This window comes from Rhizobium sp. TH135, assembly GCF_002855515.1.
Lineage (GTDB): Bacteria > Pseudomonadota > Alphaproteobacteria > Rhizobiales > Rhizobiaceae > Allorhizobium.
This window is the reverse complement of sequence record NZ_PKRP01000001.1, coordinates 312,668-332,728: the sequence shown is the minus strand read 5'-3', so window position 1 is coordinate 332,728 and position 20,061 is coordinate 312,668. Positions and strand designations below refer to the sequence as shown.

Annotated in this window: 19 protein-coding genes and 1 pseudogene; 17 read left to right on the top strand and 3 right to left on the bottom strand. The window is 62.2% G+C overall.

Going from position 1 to position 20,061, the window contains the following annotated elements:
- Positions 1 to 93 precede the first annotated feature (93 nt).
- From urtA to ureG, 17 genes are all read left to right on the top strand, one after another.
- Positions 94 to 1,383 (top strand): urea ABC transporter substrate-binding protein, encoded by a 1,290-nt coding sequence (urtA, locus tag C0V73_RS01640; RefSeq protein ID WP_102018252.1) that lies wholly within the window; start codon positions 94 to 96, stop codon positions 1,381 to 1,383.
- Positions 1,384 to 1,619: 236 nt separating this feature from the next.
- A complete protein-coding gene (gene urtB, locus C0V73_RS01635; protein ID WP_102018251.1) occupies positions 1,620 to 3,224 on the top strand; it encodes an urea ABC transporter permease subunit UrtB in 1,605 nt (534 codons plus the stop codon).
- Positions 3,221 to 4,390: an urea ABC transporter permease subunit UrtC gene (gene urtC, locus C0V73_RS01630; protein ID WP_102018250.1), complete on the top strand. Its 1,170-nt coding sequence runs from the start codon at positions 3,221 to 3,223 to the stop codon at positions 4,388 to 4,390. Before urtB ends, urtC begins: the two co-directional genes overlap by 4 nt.
- A 4-nt stretch (positions 4,391 to 4,394) precedes the next feature.
- Positions 4,395 to 5,150, top strand: coding sequence for an urea ABC transporter ATP-binding protein UrtD (gene urtD, locus C0V73_RS01625; protein ID WP_102018249.1), 756 nt, complete (start codon positions 4,395 to 4,397; stop codon positions 5,148 to 5,150).
- A gap of 184 nt (positions 5,151 to 5,334) precedes the next feature.
- The gene (urtE, locus tag C0V73_RS01620) at positions 5,335 to 6,030 is read left to right on the top strand and encodes an urea ABC transporter ATP-binding subunit UrtE (RefSeq protein WP_102018248.1); all 696 of its coding nucleotides are present in this window, start codon (positions 5,335 to 5,337) and stop codon (positions 6,028 to 6,030) included.
- Between the two features lie 97 nt (positions 6,031 to 6,127).
- Positions 6,128 to 7,255 carry a PHB depolymerase family esterase gene (locus C0V73_RS01615; protein ID WP_102018247.1) on the top strand — a complete coding sequence of 376 codons (1,128 nt, stop codon included), beginning with the start codon at positions 6,128 to 6,130 and terminating at the stop codon, positions 7,253 to 7,255.
- Positions 7,198 to 8,016, top strand: a complete 819-nt coding sequence (locus tag C0V73_RS01610) for an urease accessory protein UreD (RefSeq protein WP_102018246.1) — start codon at positions 7,198 to 7,200, stop codon at positions 8,014 to 8,016. The genes C0V73_RS01615 and C0V73_RS01610 overlap by 58 nt, the downstream gene beginning before the upstream one ends.
- A 22-nt stretch (positions 8,017 to 8,038) precedes the next feature.
- Entirely contained in the window at positions 8,039 to 8,341 is a 303-nt protein-coding gene (locus C0V73_RS01605; RefSeq protein WP_054148370.1) for an urease subunit gamma, read from the top strand.
- Positions 8,342 to 8,351: 10 nt separating this feature from the next.
- Positions 8,352 to 8,606 (top strand): DUF1272 domain-containing protein, encoded by a 255-nt coding sequence (locus C0V73_RS01600; protein WP_102018245.1) that lies wholly within the window; start codon positions 8,352 to 8,354, stop codon positions 8,604 to 8,606.
- Positions 8,607 to 8,626: 20 nt separating this feature from the next.
- Positions 8,627 to 8,932: an urease subunit beta gene (locus tag C0V73_RS01595; protein ID WP_102018244.1), complete on the top strand. Its 306-nt coding sequence runs from the start codon at positions 8,627 to 8,629 to the stop codon at positions 8,930 to 8,932.
- A gap of 24 nt (positions 8,933 to 8,956) precedes the next feature.
- Complete coding sequence (locus tag C0V73_RS01590) at positions 8,957 to 9,391, top strand: lysozyme inhibitor LprI family protein (protein WP_102018243.1); 435 nt, start codon at positions 8,957 to 8,959, stop codon at positions 9,389 to 9,391.
- A 120-nt stretch (positions 9,392 to 9,511) separates the two neighbouring features.
- Positions 9,512 to 11,224 carry an urease subunit alpha gene (gene ureC, locus C0V73_RS01585; RefSeq protein ID WP_102018242.1) on the top strand — a complete coding sequence of 571 codons (1,713 nt, stop codon included), beginning with the start codon at positions 9,512 to 9,514 and terminating at the stop codon, positions 11,222 to 11,224.
- Positions 11,224 to 11,907: a TIGR02117 family protein gene (locus tag C0V73_RS01580; RefSeq protein WP_102018241.1), complete on the top strand. Its 684-nt coding sequence runs from the start codon at positions 11,224 to 11,226 to the stop codon at positions 11,905 to 11,907. Before ureC ends, C0V73_RS01580 begins: the two co-directional genes overlap by 1 nt.
- 155 nt (positions 11,908 to 12,062) lie before the next feature.
- Positions 12,063 to 12,944, top strand: coding sequence for a GGDEF domain-containing protein (locus C0V73_RS01575; protein WP_245407849.1), 882 nt, complete (start codon positions 12,063 to 12,065; stop codon positions 12,942 to 12,944).
- 66 nt (positions 12,945 to 13,010) lie between these two features.
- Positions 13,011 to 13,487: an urease accessory protein UreE gene (gene ureE / locus C0V73_RS01570; RefSeq protein WP_102018891.1), complete on the top strand. Its 477-nt coding sequence runs from the start codon at positions 13,011 to 13,013 to the stop codon at positions 13,485 to 13,487.
- A gap of 1 nt (position 13,488) precedes the next feature.
- Positions 13,489 to 14,166 (top strand): urease accessory UreF family protein, encoded by a 678-nt coding sequence (locus tag C0V73_RS01565; protein ID WP_172450038.1) that lies wholly within the window; start codon positions 13,489 to 13,491, stop codon positions 14,164 to 14,166.
- A 28-nt stretch (positions 14,167 to 14,194) separates the two neighbouring features.
- Positions 14,195 to 14,806: an urease accessory protein UreG gene (ureG, locus tag C0V73_RS01560; protein WP_102018239.1), complete on the top strand. Its 612-nt coding sequence runs from the start codon at positions 14,195 to 14,197 to the stop codon at positions 14,804 to 14,806.
- 36 nt (positions 14,807 to 14,842) lie between these two features.
- Here ureG and C0V73_RS01555 read toward each other — a convergent pair whose 3' ends face one another.
- From C0V73_RS01555 to C0V73_RS01545, 3 genes and pseudogenes are all read right to left on the bottom strand, one after another.
- Positions 14,843 to 15,565: a Crp/Fnr family transcriptional regulator gene (locus C0V73_RS01555; protein WP_102018238.1), complete on the bottom strand. Its 723-nt coding sequence runs from the start codon at positions 15,563 to 15,565 to the stop codon at positions 14,843 to 14,845.
- Between the two features lie 259 nt (positions 15,566 to 15,824).
- Positions 15,825 to 16,487, bottom strand: a complete 663-nt coding sequence (locus C0V73_RS01550) for an outer membrane protein (RefSeq protein WP_245407848.1) — start codon at positions 16,485 to 16,487, stop codon at positions 15,825 to 15,827.
- Between the two features lie 204 nt (positions 16,488 to 16,691).
- Positions 16,692 to 20,057, bottom strand: a pseudogene (locus C0V73_RS01545) (efflux RND transporter permease subunit); the annotation flags it as partial.
- Positions 20,058 to 20,061: the final 4 nt, after the last annotated feature.

Below are 20,061 nucleotides of genomic sequence, written 5' to 3'. Positions count from 1 at the left end.
ACGGTTTTGCACTGCGGCATCGGATAGTCCCCTTCAGCAACGGTTAACACTCATTAACCGACCGGTTGCGACCAAGAAGAGGGGATCACAACAATGTCCATGAAGATGAAACTGACAGGCGCGCTGCTCGGCGCCATGCTGTCGACGACGGCCTTCCACGGCGCCTTCGCCCAGGAAGACACGATCAAGATCGGCGTTCTGCATTCGCTGTCCGGCACGATGGCGATCTCTGAAACGACGCTGAAAGACGCCATGCTGATGCTAGTCGAAGAGCAGAACAAGAAGGGTGGCGTTCTCGGCAAGAAGCTCGAAGCCGTCGTCGTTGACCCGGCCTCCGACTGGCCGCTGTTTGCCGAAAAGGCGCGCGAGCTGATCGAGAAGGACAAGGTTGCGGCCGTCTTCGGTTGCTGGACCTCGTCCTCGCGCAAGTCCGTTCTGCCCGTTTTCGAAGAGCTGAACTCGATCCTCTTCTACCCGGTCCAGTACGAGGGTGAAGAATCCTCGCGCAACATCTTCTACACCGGTGCTGCTCCGAACCAGCAGGCCATCCCGGCCGTCGATTACCTGGCCGAAAACGAAGGCGTCGAGCGTTGGGTTCTTGCCGGCACCGACTACGTCTATCCGCAGACGACCAACAAGATCCTCAAAGCCTATCTGATGTCGAAGGGCGTTGCCGAAGAAGACATCATGATCAACTACACGCCGTTCGGTCATTCCGACTGGCAGACCATCGTCTCCGACATCAAGAAGTTCGGCTCGGAAGGCAAGAAGACCGCCGTTGTCTCCACCATCAACGGTGACGCGAACGTTCCCTTCTACAAGGAACTGGGCAACCAGGGCATCAAGGCCGAAGACATTCCGGTCGTCGCCTTCTCCGTCGGTGAAGAAGAGCTCGCCGGCCTCGACACGGCTCCGCTGGTCGGCCATCTGGCTGCCTGGAACTACTTCCAGTCCGTAGACGCACCCGTCAATGCCGAGTTCATCAAGACCTGGCATGCCTTCACCAAGAACGACAAGCGCGTGACCAACGACCCGATGGAAGCGGCCTATATCGGCTTCCAGGCCTGGGTTGCTGCCGTCGAAGCTGCCGGCACGACCGAGACCGACGCGGTTCTCGATAGCATCATCGGCGTTGCCGTTCCGAACCTGTCTGGCGGCACCTCGACCGTCATGCCGAACCACCACATCACCAAGCCGGTGCTGATCGGTGAAATCCAGGCCGACGGCCAGTTCGAAATCGTCCAGCAGACCCCGTCTGTCGTCGGTGACGAATGGTCGGATTACCTGCCCGACTCCAAGGATCTGATCTCCGATTGGCGCAAGCCGATGGAGTGCGGCAACTTCAACGTCGCCACCGGCAAGTGCGGGGGCAAGGGTAGCTGATCAGCTTTCTCCTACCTCCCCCTTCAGGGGGAGGTCATCGCTCAGCGATGGGTGGGGCTTGTCGTTGGTATCACCCCACCCCGAACCTTCGGTTCGACCCTCCCCCTCAAGGGGAGGGTGTTCGCAAACCGCCCATAGCGGAACTACCCCTTCTGCCCGTTCGCGGGGAGGAGGTGCCGGCAGGCGGATGAGGGGCTTTTCGAGCTCCGCCGCCCCGCCAACCGGGGGACAACAGAATGCTTATCCGTTTCATCACACTCGCCTTCCTATTCCTTTCCTTCGCCGCGCCTTCCTTCGCGCAGAGCGATCCCAAAGATCTCATCAACGCTCTCGGAAAAGCCAATTTCAAGCAGGCCGAAGAATTGCTCGGGCAGATCGCGGCCACCGCCGATCCCCGGGTCGTGCCGGCGCTCGAAGCTTTTGCAGAGGGTGATCTCTATGTCCGCAAGTCGGACAGTCAGGTGTTCATCACCAAGCCTGCCGGCAGCAACCTTGCGGCCATCGATCCGCTGACGGGCGAGACTGTTGGGGAGGAGCCGAAGGGCGCCTTCACCAAGGTCAAGGTCAACAATAGCCTGCGCCGCGCCATCCGCTCGGCGCTGGGCGGCTTGACGCTGCTCAGCCCGGATCGCAGTGTCCGGCTCGCGGCCGCACAGGCGGTGCTCCAATCGCCGAGCGCCGAGAACCTCGACCTTGTCGAGGCTGCCCTCGCCACCGAACAAGACCGGGAAGTCAAGGCGCGCATGGAAGAAGCACGCGCCGTTTCGGTGCTTGCGTCCGACCGTTCCGCCGACGAAAAGCGTGCCGCCATCGACACCGTCGCCTCACTCGGCGGGCGGGAGGCGATCGGCATCCTGATGTCGGTTTCCTCCACCATCGACGAAAGCCTGAAACCCGATCTCGACGCGGCGATTACCGGCCTTGAGGGGCAGTTGCTGTTCTGGGATGGCGCGCAGAATGTCTGGTACGGCATTTCGCTCGGCTCTGTACTGCTGCTGGCGGCCATCGGTCTTGCCATCACCTTCGGCGTCATGGGCATCATCAACATGGCGCATGGCGAGATGGTGATGATCGGCGCCTATTCCACCTTCATGGCGCAGCAGGTCATCCGCACCAGCTATCCCGATCTCTTCGACTGGTCGCTGGCCATCGCGCTTCCGGTTGCCTTCCTGGTCACGGCCGCGATCGGCCTCGTGATCGAGCGCGGCGTCATTCGCTTCCTCTATGGCCGGCCGCTTGAGACGCTGCTCGCCACCTGGGGCATTTCCCTCATCCTCCAGCAGACGATCCGCACGATCTTCGGACCCACCAACCAGGAAGTCGGCAACCCGTCCTGGATGTCCGGCTCGTTTGCGCTGGGCGGCATGACGATCACCTGGAACCGCATGTGGATCGTGCTCTTCTCGCTCACCATCTTCTTTGCGCTGCTCGCGCTGATGAAGAAGTCCGCCTTCGGCCTGCAGATGCGTGCCGTCACCCAAAACCGCCGCATGGCCTCGTCCATGGGCATCCGCACCCCCTGGGTCGATGCCTTCACCTTTGCGCTCGGCTCGGGCATTGCCGGCATTGCCGGGGTGGCACTCAGCCAGATCGACAACGTCTCTCCGAACCTCGGCCAGGCCTATATCATCGACAGTTTCATGGTCGTGGTCTTCGGTGGCGTCGGCAATCTCTGGGGCACTCTGGTTGGCGCCTTGTCGCTCGGCATCCTCAACAAGTTCCTCGAACCCTCGGTCGGCGCCGTGCTCGGCAAGATCCTCGTGCTCGTCCTGATCATCCTCTTCATCCAGAAACGACCGCGCGGCCTGTTCGCGCTCAAGGGAAGGGCGGTGGAAGCATGATTACCGGCTTCATTCTGCGCGCACTCGAAGGCAAGATCCTCATTGCCGCTGGCATCCTCATCGCCTTCGCATTGCTCATTCCGGCGCTCAACCTGCTCACCCCGCCCGATAGCGCTCTGCATGTACCGACCTATGTCATGTCGCTGCTCGGCAAGTATCTCTGCTATGCGCTGCTGGCGCTCGCACTCGATCTCGTCTGGGGGTACTGCGGCATCCTCTCGCTCGGCCACGGCGCCTTCTTCGCGCTCGGCGGCTATGCGATGGGCATGTATCTGATGCGCCAGATCGGCTCCCGTGGCGTCTATGGCGATCCAATCCTGCCGGACTTCATGGTCTTCCTGAACTGGAAGGAACTGCCGTGGTTCTGGCATGGCATGGACATGTTCCCCGTCGCCATGGCGATGGTGCTGATCGTGCCCGGCCTGCTGGCTTTCGTCTTCGGCTGGTTTGCTTTCCGGTCCCGCGTCAACGGCGTTTATCTCTCGATCATCACCCAGGCGATGACCTATGCGCTGATGCTCGCCTTCTTCCGCAATGACATGGGCTTCGGCGGCAATAATGGTCTCACCGACTACAAGGAGATCCTCGGCTTCTCCGTCCAGGCGGATGGCACACGCGCCGTGCTCTTTGCGCTCTCGGCGATCTTCCTGGCGCTCTGCCTGATCATCGCGTCCGGCATCACCCGGTCGAAATTCGGCAAGGTGCTGGTCGGCGTCCGCGATGCTGAAAGCCGCGTGCGCTTCCTCGGCTACCGGGTCGAGAACATCAAGCTTTTCACCTTCGTCGTCTCGGCGATGATGGCGGGCATTGCCGGCGCGCTCTTCGTGCCGCAGGTCGGCATCATCAATCCGGGTGAGTTCGCGCCTGCGAACTCCATCGAAGTGGTCGTCTGGACGGCCGTCGGCGGGCGCGGCACGCTGATCGGGCCGATCATCGGCGCGATCCTCGTCAATGTCGGCAAGAGCTATTTCACCGGTGCCTTCCCCGATCTCTGGCTGTTTGCGCTGGGCGGTCTCTTCATCTTCGTCACGCTGTTCCTGCCCAAGGGCATCGTCGGCACCGTCCAGGCCTATCTTGCCAAGCGTAAGGACTATGCCCGTGAAGCGGACAAGGATGCGGCCAATAGCGACGTGAAACCCCAATCGGCCCCCGTGGCTGCGGAGTGATGTGATGAGCGACCAAACCACTTCAAGCCTGCTCTATCTCAACGGCGTCTCCGTTTCCTTCGACGGCTTCAAGGCTCTCAATTCCTTGTCCTTCATTGTCGAGCCTGGCGAGCTTCGGGCGATCATCGGCCCGAACGGCGCCGGCAAGACGACGATGATGGACATCATCACCGGCAAGACCCGGCCCGACAGCGGCGAGGTGTTCTTCGACGGCGGCAAGATCGACCTCACCAAGAAGGACGAGGCCGAGATCGCCCAGCTTGGGATCGGCCGAAAATTCCAGAAGCCGACGGTGTTCGAAAGCCATACGGTCTGGAACAATCTGGAACTGGCGCTGAACCGCAAGCGCGGTGTCTTTGCCACGCTGTTCTACAGCCTGTCGTCCGAAGACAAGGCGCGCATCGAGGAGATCCTCGAGACAGTTCGTCTGACCCATCGCAAGGACGAGCTGGCCGCCAATCTCTCCCACGGCCAGAAGCAGTGGCTGGAAATCGGCATGCTGCTCGCTCAGGAGCCGAAGCTTCTGCTCGTCGACGAGCCGGTCGCCGGTATGACCGATGCGGAGACGGCGGAGACCGCCATTCTGCTCAAGGAAATCGCCAAGACCCGCTCTGTCGTCGTCGTCGAACACGACATGGGCTTCATCCGCGATCTCGGCGTCAAGGTGACGTGTCTGGCGGAAGGGTCAGTGCTAGCCGAGGGCTCGATCGATTTCGTCTCGAACGACCAGAAGGTCATCGAGAATTATCTGGGGCGGTGAGGATGGGTGCTCGGGCGCTTTTGCCCCTCACCCTTCCCCTCTCCCCGCAAGCGGGGAGAGGGGACCTGCCCGCCGAGACCTCAGCGGCTCGGAGGGCAGCGGCACGGGATCTTCTCCCCCGCTTGCGGGGAGAAGGTGGCGGCAGCCGGATGAGGGGCGACTTAGAGATGAAAAGAGAATTGCCATGCTGACAGTCGAAAACGTCAATCTCCACTACGGTGCCGCCCAGGCGCTGCGCGGCGTGTCCATCAATGCCGAGATGGGCAAGATAACCTGCGTGCTAGGGCGCAACGGGGTCGGCAAGTCCTCGCTTCTGCGGGCGATTACCGGCCAGCATGCGGTGTCGGCGGGCACGATCACCTTCAACGGCCAAAAGCTCAACGGCATGGCGCCGTTCAACCGGGCGCGGACCGGCGTCGGCTATGTGCCGCAGGGCCGCGAGATCTTTCCGCTTTTGACCGTCCGGGAAAACCTCGAGACCGGCTATGCGCCGCTCGACCGCAAGGACCGCTTCATCCCGGATGATATCTTCGCGCTCTTCCCGGTCTTGGACACGATGCTGTCGCGGCGCGGCGGCGACTTGTCCGGTGGGCAGCAGCAGCAACTGGCGATCGGGCGGGCCATGGTGACGCGGCCGAAGATCCTGGTGCTGGATGAGCCGACCGAGGGCATCCAGCCGTCGATCATCAAGGATATCGGCCGGGCGATCCGTTATCTGCGCGACACGACCGGCATGGCGATCCTGCTCGTCGAGCAATATCTCGATTTTTGCCGGGAGCTCGCCGATCACGTTTACATCATGGATCGCGGCGAGATCGTGCATCAGGGGGCGGCCGAGACGCTCGATACGCCGGAAGCGCGGCGTCATCTGACCGTGTGATTTTGCAAGACAGGGTTGATGATTTATTAGCGAAGTCGGGTTGATGCTGGGGACACGCGTGGTATTAAACGCGCATCTGCGAACAGAAGGCACATCCATGACGACCAGCACGGTATTCCCACACGTGCGGGCACGCGGCGTACTGCGCGTGGTCGCGGGGCTCTTTCTCTTTGGTATCTCGACCGCTGCCGCACAGGCTGCCACTTGCGGCAGCCCGATCGAGCCCGGCCAATATCGCCTCACTTTCCAGTCCGGTGGCGTGGAGCGCGAGGCGGTCTATGTCATTCCGTCGAGCTATACGGGCAAGAAGAAGGTTCCGCTGGTTCTCGATTTCCATGGATCGAACAGCAATCCCAAGGTTCAGCTCGGCCGCAGCCACTGGAACGAGGTTGCCGAGCGCGAGGGCTTCGTGGTCATGGCGCTCGCTGGCAGCCTGAAGGGCGAATTGCCGAACACCCATGCCTGGAACGTGCCCGGTGTCACCGCGGGTGAGGGAGCAGATGAATCCGCCGCCATTCGTGAGCTTCTGAAGCTTGCCAAGGATAAGCTCTGCATCGACGCCACCAAGGTTTACGCCTCCGGCTATTCCGGCGGCGGGCGGATGCTGTCGCAATACATCTGCAACGGCTTCGGCGATTTTGCCGCCGCCGGCTTTGTCATGGGCCTGCGCGCCGGTACTCCGGTCGAGGAAAACGGTGTCTGGCAGCCGCGGCGGGAAAGCTGCCAGCCGAGTCGTCCGGTGTCGATCATCGCGTTTTCCGGCAAGAAGGATCACGTCAATCCGTTCGAAGGCGGTGGCCGGGCCTATTGGCGCTACGGCGGCGAAGTGGCGCTCAACCGCTGGGCCGAGCTGAATGGCTGCGAGACACGAGCCTCGCTTGAGACAGGCGAAAATGCCGACGTGGCGACCTACGCCGGTTGCCGTGCGGGCACCAGTGTCGTCTCCTATGTGATTGCCAGCGCCGACCACGCCTGGCCAGCCCGCACGGTCCGCTTCCGCCTTGCCTCCAATGGCGACAAGGCGATCCGCGAGGTTGATGCGACCGACAGAATGTGGGAATTCTTCAAGGCCTCGGGCGGCGAGATGATTGCGACAGTCGCGGTCGACGCTGCCTGCAGCGACAAACAGAAAACCGCCGCGATCAGCGATGGCGGGCAGGGGACAAGGTGCAGCCCATCCAGCAAACCAGACAGCAACGCGCCGTTGGTGTCGGACGACTTGTGACGAAGTCGCTCGGCGGGCGCACGCGCATCGCCGAACTTTATCAGGAAGGGGCGGCGAAGATCCGCCTGCCCGAGACCTTCAGCGACGAGCTTGAGGCCGTTATTATCAACACCGCCGGCGGTATCACCGGTGGTGACCAGTTTGACTGGAGTTTCAGGGCCGGTCCCGGTTGCTTCCTAACCGCAACCACGCAGGCCTGCGAAAAGATCTACAAGGCTTCTGCCGGCACTGGCCAAATCACCACACGCATCGAGGTGGGCGAGGGCGCCCGCATGCACTGGCTGCCGCAGGAAAGCATTCTCTTCGACAACGCATCGCTCACGCGCCGGTTGGAGGCCGACCTCGCCGAGGACGCCGAATTTTTGGCCGTCGAGGCAATCCTGCTCGGCCGCAAGGCCATGGGCGAGGCGATGAATGCCGGTTTGGTTCGCGACCGCTGGCGGATCCGCCGTGGAGGCCAGCTTCTTCATGCCGAAGAGCTGAAGCTCGGTGGGGATGTCGCCGGCCTCGTGGCATCTCCGGCGGTGTTGGCCGGGCGTGTTGCCTTTGCCACGGTGATCCTCGTCAGCCCGCGTGCCGAAGCGCTGATCCGCCCAATTCGTGAGCAGATCGGTGAAGAAATGGGCGGCGTAAGTCATTGGCAAGGCAAGCTTGTTGCCCGTGTGGCCGCCCCTGACGGCTTTGCCTTGAGAAAAATCCTGTTGCCCGTCATTTCGGCCTTGCGCGGGGGCGCGTCTGTGCCAAAAGTCTGGAATCTCTGACGATCACGCCATTGGAGCACGCATGAATCTGACGCCGCGGGAAAAGGACAAACTGCTGATCGCGATGGCCGCCATGGTCGCCCGTCGTCGGCTGGAACGGGGCGTGAAGCTCAACTATCCAGAAGCGATTGCGCTGATCACCGACTTCGTCGTCGAAGGTGCGCGTGACGGCCGAATGGTGGCGGATCTGATGGAGGCGGGCGCCCATGTCATCACCCGCGACCAGGTAATGGAGGGCATTGCCGAGATGATCCACGACGTACAGATCGAAGCGACCTTCCCCGATGGCACGAAGCTCGTGACCGTGCACGAACCCATCCGCTGAGGACCTGGACATGGCGCTGGAACTTCGACCCAATTGCGAGTGCTGCGACAAGGATCTGCCGCCGGAAAGCCTGGCGATGATCTGCAGCTTCGAATGCACCTATTGCGCCGATTGCGCCGAAACCACGCTTGCCGGCATCTGCCCGAATTGCGGCGGTGAACTGGTGCGTCGGCCGATCCGGCCTGCCGGAAAGCTCGCCAATAATCCGGCTTCTACCAAACGCATCCTCAAGGCCGAGGGCTGCCAGCCTTCGCGCGCTGCCTGAACCTGCTCAAGGAGAGATCGATGATCCCCGGTGAAATCATTGCCGCGCCTGGCGAAATCGAACTGAATGCCGGCCATCCGACCGTGACGATCGAAGTCTCCAACAGCGGCGACCGGCCGGTGCAGGTCGGCAGCCACTATCATTTCTACGAGACCAATGCCGGGCTGATCTTCGAGCGCGAACAGGCGCGTGGCATGCGCCTGGACATTCCGGCAGGGACTGCCGTGCGCTTCGAGCCGGGGCAGACACGGCAGGTCACGCTGATCCCTCTCTCCGGCAAGCGCGAAGTCTATGGTTTCCGCCAGCAGGTCATGGGTGGCCTCTGACATGCAGCGATCAGGGGCGTGGCCATGGGGCGAGCGATGAACTGGAGCATGATCCTGATGCTCTGTGGCTGCGTCTTGCTCAAGGACGCGCCGGCATCGAGCGAGGACGTGCGCCCCGTCGACTGCAGCAATGCCCAGACCCAGGCCGACATGAACCAGTGCGCGGCTGATGACTACCGAAAAGCCGATGCCGCGATGAATGCGCAATGGGCGGAGACGCGTGCAGCCATGCTCGCCTGGGACAAGGCGTCGCCAGCCTCCGACAATAACGGGGCTGCCAAGCGGCTGCTTGCTTCCCAACGTGCCTGGCTCGCCTATCGAGACGCGGCCTGCGACGTCGAGGGCTATTCGGTCGAGGGCGGTTCGATGCAGCCGCTGATCGTCTCGTCCTGCCTCGCCGAGTTGACGACGCGCCGTACGGAAGAACTGAAGAGCCTGGGGTCGGTCTATGCCAACTGACTGTTTGAACCGAGACGCAAACCTGCGAGACCGAGTCGGCATCGATCGTGCCAGCATGACGCGGTCTCTCATCCGCGCCCTTCCAAAGACAACCGCCCTCTCCCAAGGAGCCTGAGACCCATGTCCTTCAAGATGTCCCGCGCCGCCTATGCCTCGATGTTCGGCCCGACCACAGGCGACAAGGTGCGTCTTGCCGATACGGAACTGTTCATCGAGGTGGAGAAGGATTTCACCACCTATGGCGAAGAGGTGAAGTTCGGTGGCGGCAAGGTCATCCGCGACGGCATGGGCCAGAGCCAGGTGACGCGGGCGAACGGCGCCGTCGATACCGTCATCACCAATGCGCTGATCCTCGATCACTGGGGTATCGTGAAGGCCGATATCGGCCTCAAGGACGGTCGCATCGTTGCGATCGGCAAGGCCGGCAATCCGGATACGCAGCCCGGCGTCAACATCATCGTCGGTCCCGGCACCGAAGCGATTGCGGGCGAAGGCAAGATCGTCACTGCCGGCGGCATGGATGCGCATATTCACTTCATCTGCCCGCAGCAGATTGAGGAGGCGCTGATGTCGGGCCTCACCTGCATGCTGGGCGGCGGCACGGGGCCGGCGCATGGTACGCTTGCCACGACCTGCACACCGGGTCCCTGGCATATCGCCCGCATGATCGAGGCCGCCGATGCCTTCCCGATGAACCTCGCCTTTGCCGGCAAGGGCAATGCTTCGCTGCCCGGCGCGCTCGAGGAAATGGTGCTCGGCGGCGCTACCTCGCTCAAGCTGCATGAGGACTGGGGCACGACGCCTGCTGCCATCGACTGCTGCCTGTCGGTTGCCGATCAATACGATGTGCAGGTGATGATCCATACGGATACGCTGAACGAAAGCGGCTTCGTCGAGGACACCGTCAACGCCATCCGTGGCCGCACCATCCATGCCTTCCATACGGAAGGGGCGGGCGGCGGCCATGCACCAGATATCATCAAGATCTGCGGCCAGATGAACGTCATCCCGTCGTCGACCAATCCGACGCGGCCCTATACCGTGAACACGATTGCCGAGCATCTCGATATGCTGATGGTCTGCCATCACCTGTCGTCGTCGATCCCTGAGGATATCGCCTTTGCCGAAAGCCGCATCCGCAAGGAAACGATCGCGGCGGAAGATATCCTGCACGATATCGGTGCTTTCTCGATCATCTCGTCCGACAGCCAGGCCATGGGCCGCGTCGGCGAAGTGATCATCCGCACCTGGCAGACGGCTGACAAGATGAAGCGCCAGCGCGGTGCCCTGCCGTCGGAGACCGGCGACAATGACAATATGCGCGCCAAGCGCTATATCGCGAAATACACGATCAACCCGGCGATCGCGCATGGGGTGTCCCATGAGATCGGATCGGTCGAAGTCGGCAAGCGCGCCGATCTCGTCATCTGGAACCCGGCCTTCTTTGGCGTAAAGCCTGATATGATCCTGATGGGGGGCATGATTGCCGCCGCCCCGATGGGCGATCCGAACGCCTCGATCCCGACGCCGCAGCCGGTGCATTACCGCCCGATGTTCGGTGCCTATGGCAAGGCGCGCACCAATACGTCGGTGACCTTCGTCAGCCAGGCCGCGCTCGATGCCGGCCTCGGCAACCGTCTCGGCGTCGCGAAGCAGCTCGTGGCGGTCAAGAACACCCGTGGCGGCATTTCGAAGAAGTCGATGATCCACAACGACTTGACGCCGCATGTGGAAGTGGATCCGGAGACTTATGAAGTGCGCGCCGATGGCGAATTGCTGACCTGCGAGCCGGCGACGAAGCTCCCGATGGCGCAACGATATTTCCTGTTCTGATGGGCAGAGCTGCTCGACTGGCGAAATGGCTGGGCGGCCTCCTGGCCGCTTTGCTTGTTTCACTGGCTCTCGGCACTCTCGTGCCTCGCCCGCTGACGTCGCCGGCTGCGGCCTCCTTTGGTTCCGGCAGTCAGATCCTGCTTCTCGCCAATCCGATCCATACGGATATCGCGCTGCCGCTCGATGACGAGGTACGGGCGGCTTTCGCCGATCTCATTCCGGCGGGGCTGCCGATCGATATGCCCGGCATCGAGTATCTGATCATCGGCTGGGGCGGTCGATCCTTCTATATCGAGACGCCGACCTGGGGTGATATTCGACCGCTGCCGGTGTTGCGGGCGCTGACGATAGATCGTTCGGTGCTGCATGCCTCGGTTGCAGGCGCGATCGATCGGTCGCATCCGGCGGTTCGTCCTCTTGATGTCACGGGTGAGGGCCGCAGCCGGATGATTGCTGCGATCCGCGCAAGCTTCGTTCGGGAGAATGGGGAACCTGTGCCGATCCCTGGGGCGGTTTACGGGTTTGACGATGCCTTTTTCGAGGCGGAAGGATCATTCAACGCGTTTGTCGGCTGCAACACCTGGACGGCGTCCATGCTGCGCAGCTCCGGGGTCCGGACCGGCTGGTGGACGCCTTTGCCGCAAATGCTGGACCTTTCCATCGATCTGCATCACGGCGCCTGAGGGTGCGGAGTGGCCTTCGTTGGCCGTTGCGGTTGAGCTCCCAATTCCGTGATTGGGTTTCGCTCGTCCTTTTTAGGTGGTTCCTCCTTCAATCCCGAGATCGATCGCATTTGAGTGATTCTATTAGGATTAGGCCAACCGACGCAGCCTAAGCCATGAGCATGTTCATGAAGGAGCAGGCGGTGATTCTCATCGGCAAACGGCCGTGGCAGCAGATCGATCTCAAGGGCTTTGACAGGCCTGGTGGGATCTGGAGCTTTGCTCTCCGGGTCAGCTTCCGCTCCGTCATCATCAGCTGTCTTGCCGGGCTGGCCGCCTTGCCGTTCCTCTATGCGCTTGATCTCGTGGCGATCCCGTTTGAGGAGACGGTCAGGCTGATGGTGGCCTTCTCCTGGCTGTTTGGTGGCGTCTTGTCGGGCGCTCTCGCCTTCGTCGCTGGGCATGTCATCCGTGACCTCATGCTGTCGCGCACAGAGTTCGAACGCTTGAGCCGGACAGACACGCTGTCGGGGCTTGCGAACCGGCGGGCGTTCAACGAAGCCCTGGCTGCCGTGGAGGAGGATGCTTCGCTCGCAATCATCGATATCGACCGGTTCAAGTCGATCAATGATCGCTTCGGACACCAGGCCGGCGACCGGGTGATCCAGGCGATCTCATCAGTGTTGAAAGAGGTGTTTTGCGATCGGCACCTCGTCGCCCGTCTGGGCGGGGAGGAATTTGGGGTGATCCTGAAAGGTGGCACGTTTGCGGAGCGTCTGGCGCTGGTCGAGCAGGCACGCCTGAGGGTGGCCGAGATAAGCGCGAGTTACCATCAGGCTCAACTCTGTGTGACCATCTCGGCTGGTGTCGCAGAATTTGAACCCGGCAAGCGGCCGGAAATCGTCTATGCCTGGGCGGATAAGGCGCTTTACCTTGCCAAGGATAGCGGTCGCAACAGGGTTTTCCACGAGCAATCGCTGTCGGTCGGCGATCCCGTGCTGGCCGAGCATGCTCCTGATGATGCTCGACTTTTCGCCGCGATCGGACGGCGAGGCTGAAGAACGATCTTGCCGTATGCCTCATTCCTGTGCATGGTTCAAAAAACAGTCATGCCGGGAGTTTTCATGCAGCGCGCGACATCCTTCAAACCTGCCGGTTCGGTCGCCGATGCGCCGGAAGGCACCGTTGTGCTTCCCCATGACGGGCGACATCTGCGACGCAAGCTCCTGCATCTCGACAATGGTGATATGGTCATGCTCGACCTCAAGGAGCCGGTCCTTTTCCACCACGGCGACAGGCTTGTGCTTGATGATGGCACGACGATCGAGATCCAGGCGGCCGAGGAGCGGCTGTTCGAGATCCGTCCACGTGACGAACAGCACCTGATCGAGCTCGCCTGGCATCTCGGCAACCGGCATCTCGCTGCTCAGATCGAAACCGGCCGCATCCTGATCCAGCGCGATCACGTCATCCGCGAGATGCTGATCGGTCTCGGCGCCGAGGTCACTGATGTCGTCGAGCCGTTCCAGCCGGTGCGCGGGGCCTACCATGCGCATGGCGGTCACGGTGGCCATCACGAGGCCGGACATGGCCATGGCTGAGATGGCGGCAGACGGTCTTGCCGCCCGCCAGGCGCTGCTCCGGCTGATGGCCTGGCTTTCGCCGGCTTTCCCCATCGGCGGGTTTTCCTATTCTGCCGGCCTGGAGAGTGCCGTCGTCGAAGGTCATGTGGCGGGTGGTGCTGACCTCGAGGCCTGGCTTTTGGTGCTGCTTGGCGATGGCGGGATGCGCAATGATGCAGTCCTGCTTGGCGAGGCGCATCGGCTGCAGAGTGAGGGCCAGGCGCTAGATGAGATCGTGTCGCTCGCGACGGCACTTGCCGGATCGGCAGAGCGATATGCAGAGATTACCCGCCTCGGCGAGGCCTTCGTTCAGGCTGCTTCTGCCTGGCCGCATCCGGTGATCGATGCGCTGTCCGGGGCTGTGCCCTATAGTGTCGCCGTCGGTGCCGTGGCGGCGGCGCATGGCGTCGACAGGGTCGATGCGATCGCAGCCTTTCTGCATGCGCAGGTCTCGCACTATGTCTCGGTCGCTATCCGCCTCGGCGTGATCGGCCAGACCCGCGGTGTCTCGATCCTGGCCGTATCGGAGGCGCCGATCCTCAATGCGGCTTCCTCCTATGCGCGGCTCGGTCTCGACGATCTTGGATCGGCGACGATCATTGCGGATACGCTCAGCATGCGCCACGAGATCCAGTATTCCCGACTTTTCCAATCCTAAGCGAAAGCGCTCACACAGGACGAACATCATGAAATCGAAGAATGGTCCCCTTCGCGTCGGTATCGGCGGACCGGTTGGATCCGGCAAGACGGCGCTGACGGAGAAGCTCTGCAAGGCAATGCGCGACGACTATTCCGTCGCGGTCGTCACCAATGACATCTACACGCGCGAGGATGCCGATGCGTTGATCCGCATGCAGGCTCTGACTTCGGATCGCGTAGTGGGCGTGGAGACGGGTGGCTGTCCGCATACGGCGATCCGCGAGGATGCCTCGATCAACCTCAAGGCCATTGCCGATCTCAATGCCCGGATCCCGGACCTCGACATCGTCTTCATCGAGTCGGGTGGCGACAATCTGGCAGCGACTTTCTCGCCTGACCTCGCCGATATCACCCTTTATGTGATTTCGGTCTGCCAGGGCGAGGAAATCCCGCGCAAAGGCGGGCCGGGGATCACGCGGTCGGATCTGCTTGTCATCAACAAGACCGATCTTGCGCCGCATGTCGGTGTCGATCTCGACGTCATGGAGCGGGATGCGGGCCGCATGCGCTCCGAGCGGCCCTTCGTTTTCACGGACTTGAAACGTGGTGCTGGCGTCGACCGGATCGTCAGCTTCCTGCAGGAGAGTGGGGGGCTCTGAGCAGGAGGCGGCAGACAGATCTGGGACGAGACGCGCTCAGATCTGCTTGAGCGCGCTCACGTCGCTGATATGGATCGTCCGTCCACGGACGATGACGCCGACGCGGCGTAGCGTCGAGAAGGCACGCGAGAGCGCCTCGGGTGCCAGGCCGAGCTTGCCGGCCAGCAGGCTCTTTTGGAAGGGCAGGCGGATCGCGGCCGGGCCGCCCTCGGTTTCGCAATGGGTCAGAAGATAATGAGCCACGCGCTGGGGGGCGGTCTGCAGACGGTCATTGGCGATGCAATCCATCGTCGCGCGCAGATGGTCAGACAGGCAGCGGATGATCGATTTCGCCACATCTTTTTCGTGTTCGGCGAGCGCTCGGACACGCTGCAGATCGAAGCGGGCAAGCGTCGCCGTCTCAGCGGCCTGGGCGTTGTAGAGATACTTGTCGCCGAGAGCGAGCAGGCATTCGGCGAAGGTGTCTCCCGGACCGCAGATGCGGATGTCGGCCTCGCGGCCGTCCTTGTTCAGGCGGTAGAGCCGCACATAGCCGCTGAGTACGCTGTAAAAGCAATCGGCGGGCTCTCCCTCGCGGAACAGCACGTCTCGGGCTTCGAAGTTGGAGATATTGGCGATCTCCATCATCGAGGCCATGGCCGTTGGGCCGAGTTGTGACAAGAAGGACGTCCGCAGGAGCGTATTCTTGTCTCGCGAGTTCAGTCTCAGCATCTTGTTCACGGTTTTCACGGCTCCCCATCCATCACGGTGTCCAGGCATGCAGCGCTGCAATCGTCGCATCTGCTTTCACCCGAATTGGGTTAAGGCCCCGCATCGGACCGGCGCATCTCCTGCAGGTCCCGATATCTTTGCCCTTCCCAGTCGATTCACATTATCGCGGTGGCAGCAAGTTCGGATTGATTTCGATCAAAGCCCCATGGGCATATGACGATTGTCGAATGCAGTTCGACGACGTGACTGCGGGCACTCCGTTGCCGAAGCGCCCGCTTATGGAGAGCCGTTGTTTTGTGGCTGGGGATTAGAACTTCACGCCGAGACCGAATCTGACGGTGTGCTGGGTGAGGTCGGCACCGATCGAGGCTGCGCCGAAGTCCAGTTCGCCGGTACCGAAGTCGTTGTAGCGATAATCGATACGGCCGAAGATCCGGTCCGTGACTGCATGGTCCATGCCGGCGCCGAGCGTGTATCCGTGGAAGCTCGCGGTCGTGGTGGACACGCCGATATACTCCGCTTCCAGATGCGTGGCCGCCCAGCCGGCGGTCGTATAGATAAGCAGGCGATCGAAGGCATAGCCGAGGCGCAGGCGGGCGGAGCCCTGCCAGTCCGCGCCGCCGGTGAAGGTGCCGAACTGCGCCGTCACAGTCACATCCTGAATGTTGTATTCGACGTCGCCATCGATGCCGAGAACCAGGTTGTTGTCGAACTGCGCGCTGACGCCGGCAAAGGCCCCGAGGACCGTGCCGTTGAGCGGGTCTTCAGTCGGCGGGTATCCCGCCGGAGGCTCGAAGTAGCCGTCCATCCAGCCGTAGCCGCCGGCAATGCCTGCGTAACGACCGCTCCAGTCATAGGGCGCGGTTTCGACGTGAGCGGCGACGGGATAGGCCGCCGGCGTGCTGATGGCACCGCCAGCCGATGCTGTGCCGGCGAGCAGGGAAAAGGTGATCGTGATGAAAGGTCTCAAGGCAATCCTCATAATCCGCAATAATAATAATGCTTAGAGGTTGCATCATCGGGCTTGTGCGTGACTTGAGGATGTGCGGTGCCTAGGGCACTCAAGACCGGCCGCCGATCTGCGGCGGCCGGTCTTGTCTGATCATTCCGCTGCGAGCGGCGGAAGGTTGATGACGTTGCCGTTGCCGTCGTTCTTGCGGCTTACCGGCTGGCTGCGTTCGACAGCGGAGATCCGCTTTTCAACGGCTTCAAGCGCGGCCACGTTCTTGCGGGCGAGGAAGGACAGAACCTCCGGTGTGAGCGGCTCTTCCTCTTCTTCCTTCTTGCCGACGAAGCGGCTGAAGATCCAGCCGAGCAGGCGGGAGACGTCGTCGAGGATCAGGAAGAAGGCCGGCACGACCACAAGGCTCAGCACCGTCGAGACGATGATGCCGCCGATGACGGCGATTGCCATCGGTGCGCGGAACGAGCCGCCTTCGCCAACGCCCAGCGCCGAGGGCAACATGCCCGCCGACATGGCGATCGAGGTCATGATGATCGGACGGGCGCGCTTGCGGCCGGCCTCCACCATGGCTTCGAGGCGATGCATGCCCTGACGCCGCATTTCGATGGCGAAGTCGACCAGAAGGATGGCGTTCTTCGTCACGATGCCCATCAGCATCAGGATGCCGATCAGTACGGGCATGGAGAGCGCGTTGTTCGTCAGGATCAGCGCGACTGCCACGCCGCCGATCGCGAGCGGCAGCGAGAACAGGATGGTGAAGGGCTGGATCACGTCCTTGAAGAGCAGGATCAGCACCGTCAGCACCAGGAGCAGGCCGAGGATCATGGCGTTGACGAAGCTTTGCTGCATCTCGGCCTGGATCTTGGCGTCACCGCTTTCAGCCAGTCGCACGCTTTCCGGGATCTCGGCGCTTGCCACGGTATCGCGGAAGGCGTTGGTCGCGGTGTCGAGTGCGACGCCCTGCGGCAGGCCGGCACCGATCGAAACGACGCGGTTGCGGTCGTTGCGCTTGATGGACGAGACGCCTTCCGCGTAGTCGATATCGGCGACGCTCGAGAGCGGAACCGTCGCACCACTTGCGGTGCGCACCTTAAGGGAGCGAATGGCAGCCAGATCGGTGCGCAAATCGGTCGACGCCTGGACGCGGATCGGGATCTGCCGGTTATCGAGCGAGATCTTCGGTAGCGCGGCATCGACGTCACCGATGGTGGCAACGCGAACCGTCTGGGCAATCTGCTGAGCGGTGATCCCAAGGCGGGCTGCTTCATCCGCACGCGGGCGGATCTGCAGTTCCGGACGGGGCAGGGCGCCGTCGGCGCTGACATTGGCGAGTTCCGGCACCTGGCGCAGCTTGGCCTCGAGGATGCCGACTGCCTGGTTCAGCTCTTCCTCGTTCTTCGACAGGAAGTTGAAGGTGATGTCGCGTTCGCCACGGTCATTGAGCTTGGTGATGCGGATGTCTGGGATCGAGGCGAGCTTGGCGAAAACCTCTTCCTCGACGTCCCACTGAGGGCGCACACGACCGTTTTCGGGCAGCTTCGGCAGGTATTCGCCGATCAAAGGCAGGCCGCCTAGACCCTTGTTGACGAGGGTCTTGGCCAGCGAATGATCGATGCGATCGAGGTTCATCGTGACGCTGGCGCGGCGCAGTTCCAAATCGCCGCGCGGCGAGGAACCGCCGAGGATGAAGATGCTGGCGACGTCTGGCACATCCTGGATCGCAGCATAGATCGCATCCGTCTTGCGCTCGGTTTCTTCGAGAGTGGCGTTTGGTGGCAGCTCGACGGAGAGCACGATACGGCCTGCATCTTCCGGCGGAATGAAGCTGCCGGGAACGCCCGACAGGAGGACGATCGAGCCGATCAGGAAAAGGATGGCGGCGGCAAGCGTCAGCAGACGGGATACCCAGCCAAAGCCGACGCGGGCGAACATGAAATGCACGAACTTGCCGGCCGGGGTTTCCGACTTTTCGCTCTGGCGCTCGACCCGCTCACCCCAGTTCCGCAGGAACTGCGGTGCCCAGCCGCCGGTCGTTGCCCGGACGATGCGGGTGTACATCTTGAGCGGCAGGCTGTCGTTGTCGTGATGGTCGTCCATCGCGTCTTCTGCCCGCATCAGGTAGGCGGCCATCATCGGCGTGATGAGACGCGCTACAAGCAGCGAGAAGAAGACGGAGAAGGCCACCGTCAGGCCGAACTGGATGAAGTACTGGCCCGGAATGCCGGGCATGAAGGACACCGGCACGAAGACCGCGATGATCGTGAAGGTCGTCGCGATGACGGCCAGACCGATTTCGTCGGCGGCTTCGATCGCTGCCCGGTAGGGTGTCTTGCCCATCTTGATGTGTCGGGCGATGTTTTCCACCTCGACGATCGCGTCGTCGACGAGAATACCGGTCGCCAGCGTCAGCGCCAGGAACGAGACGAGGTTCAGCGAGAAGCCCATCAGGTCCATGACCCAGAAGGTCGGGATCGCCGAAAGCGGCAAGGCGACTGCCGAGATCAGCGTCGCGCGCCAGTTGCGCAGGAAGAGAAGCACCACGATGACCGCGAGGATCGCGCCCTCGACGAGGGTGTGCATTGCCGCTTCGTAGTTGCCGTAGGTGAAGTAGACCGAGTCGTCGATCATCTCGATCTGGACGTCGGGGTTCTCGGCACGCACCGTGGCAAGGCTTTCCGCGACGGTTTCGGCAACCGTCACTTCGCTCGCACCCTTGGCGCGGAAGACGGCGAAGGAGACGACGGGCTTACCGTCGTGGCGCGCGAAGGACTTGGGCTCTTCATAGGTGTCGGTGACACGACCGATTTCGGACAGCTTGACGAAGCGTCCGCCGGGGAGGGCGATCGTCGAATTGGCGAGGCTTTCGACATCGCGGTTGTCGCCCAGGGTGCGGATCGACTGCTCAGCACCCGCCACCTGACCACGACCGGAGCCGAGGTCGACATTGGTGCCCTTGAGCTGGCTCGAAATGTCGGATGCCGTGACGCCCAGTGCATCGAGACGGTTGGGATCGAGCTCGACGCGAACTTCGCGATCAGCGCCGCCGTAACGGTCGACACGGCCGATGCCGGGCTGGCCCTGGAGGGCGCGCTTGACGGTGTCGTCGACGAACCAGGACAGCTCGGCGAGATTCATGTTGGGCGAGGAGACGGCGAAGCTCTGGATCGCCTGACCTTCGACGTCGACCTTGGTGACGATGGGTTCATCGACGGAGGCCGGCAGGTCGCCGCGGATCTGGTCGATCGCGTCCTTGACGTCCTGCACCGCCTGTTCGGTCGGGACTTCCATGCGGAACATGACGACAGTCTGGGACTGGCCGTCCGTGACGGTCGAATTGATTTCGTCCACGCCGGTGATCGAGGCCACCGCGTCTTCGACTTCCTTCGTCACCTGGCTTTCGAGTTCAGCCGGGGAGGCGCCGCTCTGGCCGACGGTGATCGCCACCAGGGGAACGTCGATGTTCGGAAACCGGGTGATCGGCAACGCATAAAACGACTGGATGCCGACGACCATCAGGAGGAAGAAGGCCAGGATCGGCGCAATCGGATTGCGGATGGACCATGCAGAGAAATTCATGGCG

Bases quoted from the DNA above. Each gene is read 5' to 3' on its own strand.
- urtA (WP_102018252.1), top strand. From the start codon at position 94: ATGTCCATGAAGATGAAACTGACAGGCGCGCTGCTCGGCGCCATGCTG.
- urtB (WP_102018251.1), top strand. From the start codon at position 1,620: ATGCTTATCCGTTTCATCACACTCGCCTTCCTATTCCTTTCCTTCGCC.
- urtC (WP_102018250.1), top strand. From the start codon at position 3,221: ATGATTACCGGCTTCATTCTGCGCGCACTCGAAGGCAAGATCCTCATT.
- urtD (WP_102018249.1), top strand. From the start codon at position 4,395: ATGAGCGACCAAACCACTTCAAGCCTGCTCTATCTCAACGGCGTCTCC.
- urtE (WP_102018248.1), top strand. From the start codon at position 5,335: ATGCTGACAGTCGAAAACGTCAATCTCCACTACGGTGCCGCCCAGGCG.
- C0V73_RS01615 (WP_102018247.1), top strand. From the start codon at position 6,128: ATGACGACCAGCACGGTATTCCCACACGTGCGGGCACGCGGCGTACTG.
- C0V73_RS01605 (WP_054148370.1), top strand. From the start codon at position 8,039: ATGAATCTGACGCCGCGGGAAAAGGACAAACTGCTGATCGCGATGGCC.
- C0V73_RS01600 (WP_102018245.1), top strand. From the start codon at position 8,352: ATGGCGCTGGAACTTCGACCCAATTGCGAGTGCTGCGACAAGGATCTG.
- C0V73_RS01595 (WP_102018244.1), top strand. From the start codon at position 8,627: ATGATCCCCGGTGAAATCATTGCCGCGCCTGGCGAAATCGAACTGAAT.
- C0V73_RS01590 (WP_102018243.1), top strand. From the start codon at position 8,957: ATGGGGCGAGCGATGAACTGGAGCATGATCCTGATGCTCTGTGGCTGC.
- ureC (WP_102018242.1), top strand. From the start codon at position 9,512: ATGTCCTTCAAGATGTCCCGCGCCGCCTATGCCTCGATGTTCGGCCCG.
- C0V73_RS01580 (WP_102018241.1), top strand. From the start codon at position 11,224: ATGGGCAGAGCTGCTCGACTGGCGAAATGGCTGGGCGGCCTCCTGGCC.
- C0V73_RS01575 (WP_245407849.1), top strand. From the start codon at position 12,063: ATGAGCATGTTCATGAAGGAGCAGGCGGTGATTCTCATCGGCAAACGG.
- ureE (WP_102018891.1), top strand. From the start codon at position 13,011: ATGCAGCGCGCGACATCCTTCAAACCTGCCGGTTCGGTCGCCGATGCG.
- C0V73_RS01565 (WP_172450038.1), top strand. From the start codon at position 13,489: ATGGCGGCAGACGGTCTTGCCGCCCGCCAGGCGCTGCTCCGGCTGATG.
- ureG (WP_102018239.1), top strand. From the start codon at position 14,195: ATGAAATCGAAGAATGGTCCCCTTCGCGTCGGTATCGGCGGACCGGTT.
- C0V73_RS01555 (WP_102018238.1), bottom strand. From the start codon at position 15,565: ATGCCTGGACACCGTGATGGATGGGGAGCCGTGAAAACCGTGAACAAG.